Here is a 13,958-nt window from a genome sequence, read left to right as displayed (position 1 = left end):
GTTTTCTCGAATAGCTCAGTTAGTGCGCAGAAATTTTTGCTATGAGTCGATACAATGTAGATTTATTTAATCTAATTGAGCTGTTTCTTGTTTATAAATTTCCATCCCACGAGACAAGTAATTCTTTAGTGCATTTGGGTGGTCTAATGTGCATGTGTGGACCCAAACTCTTTTGGTTCCAGGCCACTCCCAAGCCGATATAATTGCTTGGCTAAGTAATGCGCCACCAAATCCTTTGCCGATATTCTCTTTAGAAAGGCCAAAATATTTTATTTCGGTATGCTTATTGTCAGGCTGGTAGAGTTCATAGTATCCAGCAATGCTGCCACGGTAATAGGCAACCCATGTCCTTAAAGCCTTGTCCTCGACACGAGCTTGCCACTGCTCATTAGTATAAGTGTCCAAATCTCCCCAATCCCATGAATCTCCAACAAGCTGGTATAAAAAGCGGTTTAGCTCATATTGTGGTTGCTCACATTCAACAATATTTAATGAGTCTGGGAGTATTTTTGCATTCAGTTGATGAGGTGAGTGCATTTCTAAATAGTAGGTGGTGAACGTTGTCATAGTTGTTACCAATCCATGTGTACCTTGACGAAATTGATATACAAAGTACTGGCAAACGGCGAAGAGAGCAATCGTTGGATTTTATACCCGGATCTTTCGTCTGAAGGACATGATCTTAGCTGCGATTCGAGAATGATCTCTTGGTTCATTAGAGTTTCCTCTGACGAGTGTCAGCGTTGATTCGAATGCATTCCTGTACCTTCCAATCATCAAATATAGCTTGTACGAGAATTGATCAAAGAATTACAATGTACTTAATTCTGTACATGTACAATTTGAGGTTTATTTTATGGATGCTATTAGCTACACCACTGCAAGAGCAAATTTAGCGAGCACGATGGAAAAGGTCTGTAATGACCACTCGCCAGTGATCATTACTCGCAAGAGTGAAGCGCCAGTTGTGATGATTTCACTTGAAGACTATGAGGCTATGCAGGAGACGACTTATTTACTTCGATCTCCAGCTAATGCCAAGCGACTACTGGAATCCATGGCTGAGCTTGAAGCAGGGAAAGGTGAAGAAAGGGAATTAATTGAATGAAGCTGATGTTTTCAAGCCACGCTTGGGATGACTATTTATATTGGCAGAGCACGGACAAGAAAGTCTTAAAACGTATTAATACCTTGATCAAAGAGATTCAGCGACAGCCGTACGAAGGCATTGGTAAACCTGAACCATTGAAACATGGCTTGTCAGGCTATTGGTCAAGACGCATTAACGATGAGCATCGGATTATTTATCGATGTGATAATGATACTTTGATGATCGCACAGCTTAGATATCATTATGGGTAGTGTTGAGTCGTGATTAAGTCCGCTGCTTGAGTGTCGACGAAAGAAGGACGACCAAATGTTTGAAAGTCGCAATTCGAGGTGGTTACCAAAATAATTTTGCAGCGACTTCTTATGCTTGCGCGTGGAGCTAGAAATTGATTTTTGTGACGGCGATCTGAATCCCTATACTCCTGAAGGCTACTTGCCAGAGGCTATTGGAGGCCTATCCCTGAACGGAGGCGGGCCGTACGATGTTAATTCAGCGGTGCTTTGAGGCAGTTACCAAAATAATTTTGCAGCGACTTCTCGCGCTTGCGCGTGGAGCTAAAAATTGATTTTGGTGACGGTGATCTGAATTCCTAATACTCCTGAGGGCTACTTGCCAAAGCCTTATTTCAGCGCATTGCTGATGTTGCAAAATATCAAGGCTATCAATAACTTACTTTGCGTGTTGCCCACGATAACAACACCGCCAAAACACTCTATCAAACACTTGGCTATCAACCTCAACAAGCCACCTCTGCTTATCAATGCCTGACTAAAACAGTACTGAATTGAAGTAAGTGTTTTCCCGAATAGCTCAGTCAGTGCGCAGGATATTTTTCAATAAAGTTTGTCTCTTTTAAGAGACTTGTCTATTCTATAGATAATGAATCAGATAGCGAGGCAAGGATGCCTGAAATCGACACATGGATGGGGTTGTCGTTTCATTTGTATTTCTTCGACAACCAACAACACAAATTGCCACATGTGCATGTCAAATATGGTGGCTTTGAACTGATTATCTCAATCGTTACAGCTGAATGCTTAGAAGGGTACTTACCTAACAAGCAGCGTAAGCGTGCTGAGCACTATATCGCATCACATAGAAAACAGTTGATGAAGATGTGGAATCTTGCAGTGATTGGCATCAACCCTGGGAAAATAGGCGACGTATGTTAAAAGTAATAGATGTAGATCTTATCACCGATTACAACTTGGCTTTGATTTTCAGTGATGGCTTTAAAGGCACTGTAGATCTAGAAGATATTTTTTCTACAGTAGAATCGTCTTCTCGTTTTGATAAATTTGCTTTAGATACAGATGGCTCTCTTCGCTGGGAGAACATTACTCTAACTGCGAATAAGCTACGCGATCTGTCCGTTGGCCAGTTGTCTGAAGCTAGCAATTTATCCAGCTTAGAAGAGATTGAGGCGGTCATTAAATCTGCGGCTTGGGAGTCTATGCAAGAGGGACGACCAGATATTTTACAAGCCGCAATTCGAGGTTACGTAGAAAAATTTGGTCATCAGCGAGTCATTGCCAAAGCGGGAATCAAAAGCAGAACGAGTGCCTATCGTTCTTTAAAACCGGATACCACACCGAACTTCGGCACGTTAGTTCAACTTGGGCGTGCCGTGATTGAATTGGCAGGGGAGCTTAGCGAGAAATAGCCTCAACTATTTGTCTAGGTGCTTACCGAGGCCTCTCCCCGAACGGAGCCGGGTCGTACGATGTTAATTCTGCGGTGCTTTGAGGCGGTCACTAAAACAATGTTGCAGCGACTTCTCGCGCTTGCGCGTGGAGCTAGAAATTGATTTTGGTGACAGCGATCTGAATCCCTAATACTCCTGAGAGATAATTGCTAGAACGCAAAAAAGGCCTCCGAGGAGGCCTAAAAGTGGAGTAACGCTGTGACTCAACCTTAACGCTGTTGAGTCTGGTACTCAGGATGAATCCATACTGGTGCGTTGGCCGCTGGCAGTAGAGATTTTCCTAAGATCATATCGGCCGCTCGCTCCGCCACCATGATAGTTGGGGCGTTCAAGTTGCCGTTGGTGATGGTTGGGAAGATAGAGGAATCCACCACGCGTAAGTTTTCTACTCCGCGAACACGACATTCGGCATCCAAAACCGCCATAGCGTCGTTGTCAGCGCCCATCTTACAAGTACAAGATGGATGGTAGGCACTTTCTACATTGTCTTTTACCCAGCGGTCGATTTCTTCATCGCTTTGGATGTTCATACCTGGCTGAATCTCTTCGCCGCGGTAGTCGTCAAGGGCAGACTGTTGCAAGATTTCACGAGTTAGGCGAATGGTGTCGCGCCAGTCCTGTTTGTCTTGTTCTGTGCCAATGTAGTTAAAGTGAATACGTGGCTTCGCTTCAGGGTCGTTTGACTCGATCCAAACTTTACCGCGACTCTCTGGCTTGTTCGGGCCTACGTGTACTTGGAATCCATGGCCGTCAACCGCTGCCTGACCGTCGTAGCGCATGGCTGCTGGCAGGAAGTGGTATTGAATATTTGGCCATTTAAGACCCGCGCGTGAGCGGATAAAGCCACAAGATTCAAAGTGGTTGGTAGCACCCAGACCGTCTTTGAACAAAATCCAACGCGTGCCGATTAAACCTTTGCTAATCAAGCCTAATTTGCTATTTAACGTCACCGGCTGTTTACACCAGTATTGGAAGTACACTTCCAAGTGGTCTTGCAGGTTTTCACCCACACCAGGCAGGTTGTGAACCACTGGCACATTAGCGTTTTCAAGTACCGCTTTTGGACCAACACCTGAACGTTGCAAGATGGTTGGTGAGCCAATTGAACCAGCACTTAGAATAACTTCTTTAGACGCTGTTGCTTGCTGTTTCTGTCCGTTGACACGGAACTCAAGACCGGTGGCGCGTTGGCCATCGAACAAGACTTTTTCAGTTAAAACGCCTGTCTTTAAGGTAAGGTTCGGGCGTTTCATGGCACGGCGCAGGTAAGCGTTTGACGTCGATGCACGAACGCCGTCTTTAACGGTCATGTGCATTGGGCCAAAGCCTTCTTGGCGATAACCGTTGTAGTCGTCTGTTTTACCGTAGCCTGCTTCTTCCCCAGCATCAATAAAGGCTTGGTACAGCGGATTCATGGTCATATCGTTACCATTGTTGGTCGATAATGGGCCATCACCACCACGATACGTATCTGCACCGCCAGACCAAGTTTCAGCACGTTTGAAGTAAGGCAGCACGGTCTGGTAATTCCAACCCTCGGCACCATTTTCTTCCCATTCATCAAAGTCGCAGGCGTGACCACGAACATACACCATGCCGTTAATCGAAGAGGAGCCGCCTAACACTTTGCCTCGTGGACAATGCATTTCACGGCCATCAAGGCCGTCTTCTTTATCAGTGTGGAATTGCCATGCGTACTTATCCGTGTTCATTGGGTACGATAATGCGGTTGGCATTTGAATAAAGATGCTCTTGTCAGAGCCTCCCATTTCCACGAGTAGAACCTTGTGCTCGCCACTTTCCGTTAGGCGATCTGCTAGCACACAGCCCGCAGAGCCGGCGCCAACAATGATGTAATCATATACTTCGCTCATGATGTCTCCGCTACCTTAGTAAGGGCTAGGAATGTCTGTCATAGAAACCAATACGCTTTTCACTTGCGTGTATGCACGTAGGGTTTCGATACCGTTTTCACGGCCAATACCAGATTCTTTGTATCCGCCCACAGGCATTTCTGCAGGCGACGCGCCCCAAGTGTTGATCCAACAAATACCGGCTTCAAGCTGCTTGATCACACGGTGAGCTCGACTCACGTCTTTCGTGAAGACGCCTGCTGCTAGGCCGTATTTCGTATCATTGGCACGACGGATCGCTTCGTCTTCATCTTTGAAACTCAGTACTGACATAACAGGGCCGAAAATTTCGTCACGAACTTGTGGCATATCATCGGTACAATCGGTAAATACAGTCGGTTTGACGAAGGCACCGTTTTCACAGCCATTTTCTGTGTAGCGCTCGCCGCCGCATAGCAATGTTGCGCCAGCTTCTTTCGCAGCCTCAATGTAGCCTAGAACTTTTTCCATATGACCTTGGTTGATCAAAGAACCAACTTGCGTGTCCATGTCCATTGGGTTACCGATGATCATGGCTTCAGTACGCGTTTTCAGCTCTGCTTTGAAAGCTTCCAGCATGTCTTCGTGTACGAATACACGTGTACCGTTGGTGCAGACTTCACCTTGAGTGTAGAAGTTAGCGAGCATTGCGCCGGAAACCGCTTGGTCTACAGGCATATCAGGGAAGATGATCAGTGGTGATTTACCACCTAGCTCCATGGTGACTTCTTTAAGTGAAGACGCTGAAGCAGACATGACTTTTTTACCCGTGCCGACTTCACCAGTGAAGGATACTTTGTCGATCTCAGGGTGGTTAGTGATCAATTGACCCGTGCGTGCATCCCCTTGAACGATGTTGAATACGCCGTCAGGAAGGCCTGCTTCAGTAAAGATTTCCGCCAGTTTGTAAGCCGTAAGCGGCGTTTCTTCAGACGGTTTGAAAATCATTGCGTTACCCGCAGCCAAGGCAGGTCCAGATTTCCAACAGGCAATTTGTACAGGGTAGTTCCAAGCACCGATGCCAGCACATACGCCTAGTGGTTCGCGGCGTGAGTAGAAAAAGCTGTCCGCATCCAGGTCTTGGAAGTCGCCTTGGATTTTGTCTGCTAGGCCTGCGTAATATTCGATTACGTCAGCGCCGGTTTGAATGTCGACAACGATCGCTTCTTGTAGCGGTTTACCCGTATCCAGTACTTCCAGTTTCGCGATTTCTTCGTTGTTCTCGCGCAGCAGGTCCGCAGCTCGTTTAAGAATACGACCACGTTCAACGCCACTCATTGCCGCCCAAACTTTTTGACCTTGTTTGGCTGAGTCCACAGCTGCTTGCAGCTCTTTCTCGCCTGCAAGTTCTAGGGTTGCTAGCAGTTCACCTGTTGCTGGATTGCGTGTCTCGAAGGTCTCACCCGTCGTGGACGCAACGTAGCGGCCATGAATGTATTGCTGCTTATGTGCCATGTTTCACCTCTCAAAGTCGAAAAGTCAGATCCTGAATTAGGATGTATTTGGGTCAGCTCATTTAGCCTAAAGTTAGCGGTAAGTTTTTTATTAAATGAGCGTTTAATAAAAAACATTGTACATAAAATGAGTGATTTTGAAATCCATAGAGCAAAAAAAATTCTAGCAGAGTTAAAAGCGATACGATGTGAGGACGATCGGCAGACATGAAAAAGGCCCCTGTCTTGATAACAGGAGCCTTTCAGAAGAGAAGCGTAAACCGCGTGATAATTACAGTTGTAATACGCAGTTTTGATCGTGGCTGATTGGGCTCTGAGCATAAGCGTCAGCGCTTTCATCATTAAGCCAAGTTGTGCCATCCACCAGATAACGAAACTGATATTGTTTGTCTTTTTCCAAGTTGATGGTAGAAGAAAATACGCCTGATTTTTGCTTACGCATCGGCGTGGCAGATTCGTCCCAATTATTAAAATCTCCAACAAGGAAGACTTTTTTTGCACCTTCGATTTGCTCTATCGGCAGAGCAAACTTTACTTTGCACTCGGGTTTGGTTTTTAGATAGTTCTTTTCGATCATCTTCAGCTCCTTGAGTCAGCGGCAGGATTCGTGTGACTTATGCACATCCAGCTTGTTTGCAAGCAAGTCTTACGCCAATGGGGAAAACTTGGGGTGTTATCCCCAACCCGCCCCAAATCAGCAGTCCTATAACCGATAGTACATAACTTGAACGCTAAAAATGAGGGCATATTGTTCAAACAATGCACAATTATTTTACTTGAGCAGCTAAAATGACAGTGAGTCATTCAACAATCGAGGAGGTTTCCATGGAATTCGCTCACATTGTTTTGATCGTACTTGCCATCGCTTTAGCCGTTAAGCTTGGATATCTATGGTATTTAAAGCATCACTCAGGTGCTTCTCAGCGCTCCCATCATAAAGATTCATGAGCGACATCATTGCCTGTGAGATAGCGTTTACGTTTGCTGTCTTTCACCTTGTCTAAATCGACAAGGACCAGACCATCAACACAGTATCCGAAACTCGCATCCACACCGAAGTCTAAGAAGCGCACGCCGTTGTCTTCACATAATTCGCTGTACTGCTTAAACAGTGTGGGGACAGCAGCACCGATGTTGCCTAGCTGTTCTTTTAAGCTGCGAAAGTCTTCTTCGTAACTTTCTCCACTGAAATAGCTTTTCAGTAAATCTTTGTGCTCAGGTTGTATCGTGTAGCGTGTGAACGAGGTGGCCAAGTGTTCAGGGTCGGCAAAATAGGTACGATAAAAGTGCACGATCATGTCTTTCGCCAGTGGTGGGAAATGTCCGCTGAGGCTGACAGGGCCAAACATGTAACGTACTTCTGGGTGTTTAATTAAATAGGCACCGATGCCATACCACAAGTAATCGAGACTGCGTTTGCCCCAATACTTAGGTTGGACAAAACTGCGTCCTAATTCGATCCCTTGCTCAAAATAGGGCTCCATGTCGCAGCTATAGCTGAATAAAGTGCTGCTGTAGATACTTTTATCTTGTCCCGCTTTTAAGTAGCGGTACACCTCACCAATACGGTATGCGCCGACAATCTCGAGCTCATCTTCATCCCATAGGACAAGGTGGCGATAATATTGATCGTATTTGTCTAAGTCCTTTTGCTCACCGGTGCCTTCTCCAACCTTACGAAATGCGATTTCACGCAAACGTCCGATCTCTTGCATCAGGCTCGACTCGTGCTCGTAATCGACTAGATAGATTTGTTTGTTGTCCTTGGTCGATCCTAAATGCTCTGCACGCTTAAGCTCGAGTTTCAATTGTTGACGGTTTTGAGGGTGAGAAATGGTTTTTTCCGTTTTAAGCAGAGGCTTGCGACCTTTGGCAATACGGTACAAGTGTCGCTTAACCAGTTTATTCTTTTCCTTGTTGCTTAATGGCAACTTAGCCAGCTCTTGAATCGGGATCGGTTCGCCCACTTGAATAGGGATGCGACGATTACGCTGGCGGAACATTTCATTGGCCAGTTGCACTGTTGAGAGGGGACGATAGACCCAAGAACTGGTGTAAAACATCATGGAGTTGCGTCCACCAATATGCACTGGAAGTATCGGGCTATTGGTTTTTTGCGCAATTTTTAGATAACTGGAGTTCCACTTTAGATCTTTGACTCCACTTGGAGAAAGACGTGATACTTCACCAGCAGGAAAGATAATCACGCACTCTTCTCGGTGTAGACAGTCCATAATGGCTTTAAGTTGCTGACGACCTGTTTTGCCGCCAATGTTATCGACCGGAAGTACAAGTCCTTTGAGGGCATCAAAGCCTAATAAGAGGTCGTTGGCCACGATTTTGACATCAGGGCGAATCTCGCCAATGAGACGCAAAATAGCTAGACCATCTAATGCGCCAAGAGGGTGGTTTGCCACGATCAGAGTACGGCCAACTGCGGGGATGTTACGGCGATCCACTTGGCTGGCACGATAGCCAAAATTGAAGTGATCTAAAACGCGATCAATGAACTCAAATCCAATGCAGTGCCCATTTTGTTCAAGAAACTGATTCACTTCATTTTCGTGAAATAGGCGTTTAAGCAAGCTCAAGGTGGGCTTGGTTATGATGGGGCTTTTGTCTAAAAAGCCTGGGGCTTTACTGGAAATGATTTGTTCGACTTGTAACACGATCTACTCCACTCACCTTCAAGGTTCTCTTGAACAGGCTAGGGAGAGACGATGACAGCTCAGTGAAGTTTTTGTGTCGACTTTATGACAGGTTAGATAGCAAAAAGCCGATCATTGATCGGCTTTTCGTGCATTTAAGCTTTAGGCTTACTGTTTCCCAAGGTAATGTGACGCGAACCTTTGAGGTTGGACTGACCACTAACACCTTGATCAATCTGTTCGATTTGCCCACCACGAGCCAAGAACTCTTCCATCTGTTTCGCAATGCTTGCAGACGTTTCCATTGGAGTGTCGGCTGATTTCTTTTTAGAAGCCATGGTGTATTCCTTTTATAATAGATTGAACTCTAATCATATCAAATTTCCATGTTCATGGCTTTAGTTTATTTTTTCACCGCAATCAGAAACATAAAAGCTTGCCCTACGATGGGAGGGCGTTGCCTTTGTTGGGATGAAAATAACGCATAATTGGATTTAGGAATCGCGTTAGCCATCCGGTAAACTCAATCGGTGAATCTAGGATAATCAAACAGATGCATTCAGCGTCTTTAGTGACCCGAGGCTGGTGCTTGTGATTATGATCTCGACAAATAAAGTCGCCTTCACGATACAAACCCTCGTCATCAGAGAAAGCCCCTTTCAACACCACAGTGATTTCATTTCCTGTGTGGGTATGGTTTGGTAATCGAGCGCCTGGTTTTACTCGTGATAAAGCAATTTGTGGTCCGCCAGCTTCATCACTCAACGTCGCCAATTTAAAAGATGGCGTTAGAGGCATCCAGTTTAACTCGTTGAAACCTTTGGGTATCAAACGTCGTAGGGAGCGCGGAATGTGTTGAAACACAGTCTCTTGTTCGGACTCATGTTTAGAGTGGGCTACTGGCTGATCGCTGTTTGCGATGGCTGCTAAAACGTTGCTTTTCAAAGACGCCATATGCTCTGGGCGTGAATCAATTATTTGCTCTGCAAACAATTCCGCCCCGACATTATTTAGACGACGCATCTGCTCACGACAATGTGGGCATTGATCTAAATGCACAGATACACCCAAAGCATGCGCTAGTGGCAAAGTGCCAGAGGAATAATCTGTCAAAATGTCGAGCGAAGGATGGCAGCTAAGCATAACGACTACCTCTTAATAATTACGGATAACTTGTTTAACGCGAGTCTGACACGAGATTTGACCGTACCTAATGGTAAGCCAAGTTCTTCTGAGGCTTCAGAGTGGCTTTTACCCTCTAAATACACCTTCGACAGAACTTGCTGTTGCTCAGTAGGCAAATGCGTTAGTCCTTCTCGTATGCGAACTTGGTCGCGTTGTTGTTGTGCCTCCCGAAAGGGGTCGGCATTCTCATCAGCCATTTCGCTCCAAAACTCTTCTGGATCGATATCGCTTTGGTATCGCCCATTTTTACGCATGTAATCAATACGTGCGTTACGGGCAATCGTAAAAATCCATGTATTCAACGACGCAGTAGCGGGATTGTATAAATGAGCTTTGTTCCAGATTCGGATCATCACTTCTTGGGCGATGTCATCTGCCATAAGATTAGCGCCGGGTTGCGATGCTAAACAAAAGGCGCGAATGCGTGGAGCATAGTGATCAAATAAGCGTTCTAGTGCGCGCGTATCACGCGCTTGCGCTACTTGAGTCATGTCTGCCAACAAAGTGTTGTCTACTGTCGTTTCAGAAACTGTGTTCATCCTAGGGCTCCAAACGTGCACGTGGGTCAGTCTGGGTGTGGTGAAGCTATCTTCACAGTTTCATTATACGGGGGCTTTAGATGGATGGATCAGTGATCTGATGATTTTTTTTCAGCGTATGTACTATAAAGTTATCCGACAACATTAATAGGTAGTTCCGCGATGCAGGCATGCAATGCAAATTCAACAAACGAATTGATCGAGCGATTCAAAGCCTTTTACAAAGATGTGAAGAATCCTCGCTTGGACGCTATTGGTGACGTTTACGCCAGTCATGTGAAATTTCGTGACCCAGTGCATCAAGTACAAGGCTTGGCGGAGCTTCATGCGTACCTTTCAGAGGCTTCTGAGAATGTTGTCAGTGGCCGATTTGAATTCTTGGATCAGCTGGTAGGCAAAGATAGTGCCTATATAAAGTGGAATATGTATTTTTCTCATCCTAAGCTTGGTAAGGAAACACATGTCGTGCGCGGCATGACCCAGATCCAATTTACGGATCGCATTTACTATCATGAAGACGTTTATGACATGGGGCAGATGATCTACGAACATGTGCCAGTTATTGGTTGGGCGGTAAAACGTCTGCGTAAACGAATGGCCACGGAGGGGTAATATGCCAAATGAGCAGGGCAATAAAACCATTTGGATAACAGGAGCAAGCTCTGGTTTAGGGTTGGCCCTAACTAAGCACTATTTGCTAATGGGAAATCGAGTCATTGCCTCCGCCCGAAGTGAAGGAGAACTATCGCAACTCGCTAAGCTCTATCCTGATGAATTGTCTTTTTTAGCCTTTGATGTGACGGACACGTCACAAATTGATGCGACACGCACGGCACTAGAGTCGATGACTGACCCTTTGCACATGGCGATTTTAAACGCGGGCACCTGCGAATATTTTGATGTAGATGCTCCTGATTGGGCGTTATTCGAACGTGTGAACCAAGTTAACTACCTAGGCATGGTTAACTCCCTACAAGTTTGCCTACCCAAGCTGAAGCAAACTGCCAACGCACACTTAGTGGGAGTGTCTTCGCAAGCAGTACAAGCTCCTTTTATTCGTTCCGAAGCGTATGGCGCTAGTAAGGCCGCGGTGCGCTACTTACTTCATTCACTACGGCTAGATCTTGCCCCAGATGATGTGGCGGTATCTTGTATCTTGCCAGGCTTTGTCGATACACCTTTGACGCAACGAAATGATTTCGACATGCCTTTTCTGATGGCCCCAGAGCAAGCCGCGCACCGAATAGCAAACGCTATTGAAAAGCGTGTATTTGAATACGCATTCCCGAAACGGTTATCAGCTCTACTGGCGTTGGCTCGTTTAGCGCCATCAGGATGGTTTAAATTTAATGCGCGCAAGCGTCCCAGCGAAGGATAAAAGTTATGAAAATTGCCATCATCGGCAGCGGTATTTCAGGACTTACGGCAGCGTATCTGCTGAACAAGCAACATGACATAACCCTATTTGAGCGCGATGCTCGAATTGGTGGGCATACCGCAACCAAAAAAGTAGATGATCAAGGTGTTACTCGACACATCGACACGGGTTTTATCGTTTACAACGACTGGACTTACCCCAACTTCATTCGTTTGATGAAAGAACTCAATGTCGCGACCAAGCCGACTGAAATGAGTTTTTCAGTCAGTTGTGAGCGCACAGGATTAGAGTACGGTGGTAACAACCTTAATACGCTCTTTGCACAACGAAAAAACTTAGTGAACTGGTCGTTTTTGTCCATGTTGAAAGACATTTTGCGCTTTAACAAAGAGTCGATCGCAGACCTTGAATCAGGGCGTTTAGAGCCGGATATTACGCTTGGGGAGTACCTAGCCAAACAAGGCTATGGTGATATGTTTGCCAGTCACTATTTGATCCCTATGGGCAGTGCGATCTGGTCAGCAACCTTACAGGAAATGATGCAGTTCCCATTGCTATTCTTTGTACGCTTCTTCAAAAATCATGGCCTTTTGAGTGTTAATAACCGCCCTCAATGGCATGTTATTGAAGGCGGATCTGCTGCTTACCTTGAGCCCATTACACAAACGTTTAAAGAGCGTATTCGCCTTGAAAGCCATATAGAAAAGGTGGTGCGGACTGATGCAGGTGTGCAGGTGCACTTAGAAGAAGGCAGCGTTGAGACATTTGATCAGGTGGTCTTTTCTTGCCACAGCGATCAGGCTTTGGCCTTGTTAGGTGATGATGCTACAGACCTAGAGCGAGAGGTGTTGTCTGCTATCCCTTATCGCGACAATGAAGTGGTCTTGCATACAGATACTTCCTTACTGCCCAAGGCAACTTTAGCGTGGTCTAGCTGGAACTATCATTTGGGTACGGAAAAGCTAAAGCCTGCAACGCTCAGTTACAACATGAATATTCTGCAAGGCATTCAGGATTCTAAGCAGACATTTGTCGTGACATTGAACCATACGCATTGGATTGACCCAGATAAAATCATTGGTCGTTACACTTATGCCCACCCAACGTTTACCCTCGCAGGGATTGAAGCACAAGAGCGCTGGCAAGAGATCAATACGGACAAGACTTGGTTCTGTGGTGCCTATTGGCGCAATGGTTTTCATGAAGATGGCTGTTGGAGTGCAGTACGAGTGGCGCGGGCGTTGGGAGTTGACTGGTAATGTCTGACTGGTCCAGTGCTCTGTATACGGGGCAGGTACGGCATCGTCGCTTTGCTCCACGTTATCACGGCTTCACCTATGAAGTGTGTATGGTGCTGTTTGATTTGGATGAGGTGGATGACATTCTAGCATTGTCTCCTTGGTGGTCTGCCAAATCTTGGCGGCCAGCTCGGTTTGTGCGCCAAGACTACTTTGGTGACTCGCATATCCCCTTAAAAGAAGCGGTGCAGAATGAGGTGAATAAGCGCTTGGGGCTTACATTAAATGGCCCCGTGAAATTGCTAACCAATGCACGTTATTTTGGATACCTCATTAATCCCATTTCCGTGTATTACTGCTACGACGAAGCACAGAACCTTAGGGCGATGTTACTTGAAGTCACCAATACTCCATGGGGAGAAAAGGTGACTTATGTCTTTTCCTGTGATCCAGAGCGCACCATTCAACGTACCCACATTGATAAGACGATGCATGTGTCACCATTTCATCCGATGGATCATTTTTATGACTGGCGTAGCAATCAGCCCGGTCAAAAGCTTGCGATTCACATGCAAAACAAAGAACAACACGGTAAGCAGCAATGCATTTTTGACGCAACACTTTCGTTGCGCCGTGAGCCGATAACCAAAGCCAGCTTGAGTAAAGTGTTGTGGCGTTATCCTTGGATGACCGCCAAAGTGGCTTGGGGCATTTATTGGCAAGCGATGAAGCTGTTTATAAAACGTGTGCCAGTACACGATCACCCAAAACACAACTTGGGGCATTCTTCAGATTAAGGGGTACTTGA

At 45.9% G+C, this 13,958-nt stretch carries 17 protein-coding genes; 9 read left to right on the top strand and 8 right to left on the bottom strand.

Features of this window, described 5'->3' with window-relative positions; genetic code table 11:
• Nucleotides 1-66: 66 nt before the first annotated feature.
• Nucleotides 67-567: a GNAT family N-acetyltransferase gene (locus C8D85_RS15590; RefSeq protein WP_244937036.1), complete on the bottom strand. Its 501-nt coding sequence runs from the start codon at nt 565-567 to the stop codon at nt 67-69.
• Nucleotides 568-856: 289 nt separating this feature from the next.
• Here C8D85_RS15590 and C8D85_RS15585 point away from each other — a divergent pair, with 289 nt between their 5' ends.
• The 4 genes from C8D85_RS15585 (at nt 857) to dhiA (ending at nt 2,774) form a co-directional block, all read left to right on the top strand.
• Entirely contained in the window at nt 857-1,108 is a 252-nt protein-coding gene (locus tag C8D85_RS15585; protein ID WP_133564469.1) for a type II toxin-antitoxin system Phd/YefM family antitoxin, read from the top strand.
• Nucleotides 1,105-1,362: a Txe/YoeB family addiction module toxin gene (locus C8D85_RS15580; protein ID WP_133564467.1), complete on the top strand. Its 258-nt coding sequence runs from the start codon at nt 1,105-1,107 to the stop codon at nt 1,360-1,362. Before C8D85_RS15585 ends, C8D85_RS15580 begins: the two co-directional genes overlap by 4 nt.
• Before the next feature lie 651 nt (nt 1,363-2,013).
• Complete coding sequence (gene dhiT, locus C8D85_RS15575) at nt 2,014-2,283, top strand: type II toxin-antitoxin system toxin DhiT (protein WP_133564465.1); 270 nt, start codon at nt 2,014-2,016, stop codon at nt 2,281-2,283.
• Entirely contained in the window at nt 2,277-2,774 is a 498-nt protein-coding gene (gene dhiA, locus C8D85_RS15570; RefSeq protein ID WP_133564462.1) for a type II toxin-antitoxin system antitoxin DhiA, read from the top strand. Before dhiT ends, dhiA begins: the two co-directional genes overlap by 7 nt.
• Nucleotides 2,775-3,025: 251 nt before the next feature.
• Here dhiA and betA read toward each other — a convergent pair whose 3' ends face one another.
• From betA to C8D85_RS15555, 3 genes are all read right to left on the bottom strand, one after another.
• On the bottom strand, nt 3,026-4,690 hold the full coding sequence (gene betA, locus C8D85_RS15565) for a choline dehydrogenase (protein WP_133564460.1): 1,665 nt from the start codon (nt 4,688-4,690) through the stop codon (nt 3,026-3,028).
• A gap of 15 nt (nt 4,691-4,705) precedes the next feature.
• Nucleotides 4,706-6,163, bottom strand: coding sequence for a betaine-aldehyde dehydrogenase (betB, locus tag C8D85_RS15560; RefSeq protein WP_133564457.1), 1,458 nt, complete (start codon nt 6,161-6,163; stop codon nt 4,706-4,708).
• 270 nt (nt 6,164-6,433) lie between these two features.
• Nucleotides 6,434-6,739: an isoamylase early set domain-containing protein gene (locus tag C8D85_RS15555; protein WP_133564455.1), complete on the bottom strand. Its 306-nt coding sequence runs from the start codon at nt 6,737-6,739 to the stop codon at nt 6,434-6,436.
• A 248-nt stretch (nt 6,740-6,987) separates the two neighbouring features.
• Here C8D85_RS15555 and C8D85_RS18225 point away from each other — a divergent pair, with 248 nt between their 5' ends.
• Complete coding sequence (locus C8D85_RS18225) at nt 6,988-7,110, top strand: hypothetical protein (protein ID WP_266099417.1); 123 nt, start codon at nt 6,988-6,990, stop codon at nt 7,108-7,110.
• Here C8D85_RS18225 and olsF read toward each other — a convergent pair.
• The 4 genes from olsF to C8D85_RS15535 all read right to left on the bottom strand — a co-directional run bounded on the left by olsF (nt 7,095) and on the right by C8D85_RS15535 (nt 10,534).
• Complete coding sequence (olsF, locus tag C8D85_RS15550) at nt 7,095-8,831, bottom strand: bifunctional ornithine lipid synthase OlsF (protein WP_133564453.1); 1,737 nt, start codon at nt 8,829-8,831, stop codon at nt 7,095-7,097. The genes C8D85_RS18225 and olsF overlap by 16 nt on opposite strands.
• A 134-nt stretch (nt 8,832-8,965) precedes the next feature.
• On the bottom strand, nt 8,966-9,148 hold the full coding sequence (locus C8D85_RS15545; protein WP_133564451.1) for a hypothetical protein: 183 nt from the start codon (nt 9,146-9,148) through the stop codon (nt 8,966-8,968).
• 103 nt (nt 9,149-9,251) lie between these two features.
• Nucleotides 9,252-9,953 (bottom strand): ChrR family anti-sigma-E factor, encoded by a 702-nt coding sequence (locus C8D85_RS15540; RefSeq protein ID WP_133564449.1) that lies wholly within the window; start codon nt 9,951-9,953, stop codon nt 9,252-9,254.
• Nucleotides 9,954-9,958: 5 nt separating this feature from the next.
• Entirely contained in the window at nt 9,959-10,534 is a 576-nt protein-coding gene (locus tag C8D85_RS15535; RefSeq protein ID WP_133564447.1) for a sigma-70 family RNA polymerase sigma factor, read from the bottom strand.
• Nucleotides 10,535-10,696: 162 nt separating this feature from the next.
• On the opposite strand from C8D85_RS15535, the gene C8D85_RS15530 reads away from it, so the two are divergent.
• Genes C8D85_RS15530 through C8D85_RS15515 form a run of 4 tightly spaced genes read left to right on the top strand, consistent with a single transcriptional unit; the run spans nt 10,697 to nt 13,947 of the window.
• Nucleotides 10,697-11,146, top strand: a complete 450-nt coding sequence (locus C8D85_RS15530) for a nuclear transport factor 2 family protein (protein ID WP_133564445.1) — start codon at nt 10,697-10,699, stop codon at nt 11,144-11,146.
• Between the two features lies 1 nt (nt 11,147).
• Nucleotides 11,148-11,912, top strand: a complete 765-nt coding sequence (locus tag C8D85_RS15525; RefSeq protein WP_133564443.1) for an SDR family NAD(P)-dependent oxidoreductase — start codon at nt 11,148-11,150, stop codon at nt 11,910-11,912.
• A 5-nt stretch (nt 11,913-11,917) separates the two neighbouring features.
• Nucleotides 11,918-13,171: an NAD(P)/FAD-dependent oxidoreductase gene (locus C8D85_RS15520; protein WP_133564441.1), complete on the top strand. Its 1,254-nt coding sequence runs from the start codon at nt 11,918-11,920 to the stop codon at nt 13,169-13,171.
• Nucleotides 13,171-13,947, top strand: coding sequence for a DUF1365 domain-containing protein (locus C8D85_RS15515; RefSeq protein ID WP_133564439.1), 777 nt, complete (start codon nt 13,171-13,173; stop codon nt 13,945-13,947). Before C8D85_RS15520 ends, C8D85_RS15515 begins: the two co-directional genes overlap by 1 nt.
• Nucleotides 13,948-13,958: the final 11 nt, after the last annotated feature.

The sequence above is a fragment of the Marinomonas communis genome, from assembly GCF_004363305.1.
Classification (GTDB): Bacteria; Pseudomonadota; Gammaproteobacteria; order Pseudomonadales; family Marinomonadaceae; genus Marinomonas; species Marinomonas communis.
The sequence above is the reverse complement of the archived record's forward strand: the minus strand, read 5'-3'. Positions and strand labels throughout refer to the sequence as shown.

Coding starts and splice junctions, on each gene's coding strand:
- C8D85_RS15540 (WP_133564449.1), bottom strand. CDS start 9,953: ATGCTTAGCTGCCATCCTTCGCTCGACATTTTGACAGATTATTCCTCT.
- betB (WP_133564457.1), bottom strand. CDS start 6,163: ATGGCACATAAGCAGCAATACATTCATGGCCGCTACGTTGCGTCCACG.
- C8D85_RS18225 (WP_266099417.1), top strand. CDS start 6,988: ATGGAATTCGCTCACATTGTTTTGATCGTACTTGCCATCGCTTTAGCC.
- C8D85_RS15555 (WP_133564455.1), bottom strand. CDS start 6,739: ATGATCGAAAAGAACTATCTAAAAACCAAACCCGAGTGCAAAGTAAAG.
- C8D85_RS15535 (WP_133564447.1), bottom strand. CDS start 10,534: ATGAACACAGTTTCTGAAACGACAGTAGACAACACTTTGTTGGCAGAC.
- C8D85_RS15580 (WP_133564467.1), top strand. CDS start 1,105: ATGAAGCTGATGTTTTCAAGCCACGCTTGGGATGACTATTTATATTGG.
- C8D85_RS15515 (WP_133564439.1), top strand. CDS start 13,171: ATGTCTGACTGGTCCAGTGCTCTGTATACGGGGCAGGTACGGCATCGT.
- C8D85_RS15525 (WP_133564443.1), top strand. CDS start 11,148: ATGCCAAATGAGCAGGGCAATAAAACCATTTGGATAACAGGAGCAAGC.
- C8D85_RS15585 (WP_133564469.1), top strand. CDS start 857: ATGGATGCTATTAGCTACACCACTGCAAGAGCAAATTTAGCGAGCACG.
- C8D85_RS15590 (WP_244937036.1), bottom strand. CDS start 567: ATGACAACGTTCACCACCTACTATTTAGAAATGCACTCACCTCATCAA.
- dhiT (WP_133564465.1), top strand. CDS start 2,014: ATGCCTGAAATCGACACATGGATGGGGTTGTCGTTTCATTTGTATTTC.
- C8D85_RS15545 (WP_133564451.1), bottom strand. CDS start 9,148: ATGGCTTCTAAAAAGAAATCAGCCGACACTCCAATGGAAACGTCTGCA.
- C8D85_RS15530 (WP_133564445.1), top strand. CDS start 10,697: ATGCAGGCATGCAATGCAAATTCAACAAACGAATTGATCGAGCGATTC.
- dhiA (WP_133564462.1), top strand. CDS start 2,277: ATGTTAAAAGTAATAGATGTAGATCTTATCACCGATTACAACTTGGCT.
- C8D85_RS15520 (WP_133564441.1), top strand. CDS start 11,918: ATGAAAATTGCCATCATCGGCAGCGGTATTTCAGGACTTACGGCAGCG.
- betA (WP_133564460.1), bottom strand. CDS start 4,690: ATGAGCGAAGTATATGATTACATCATTGTTGGCGCCGGCTCTGCGGGC.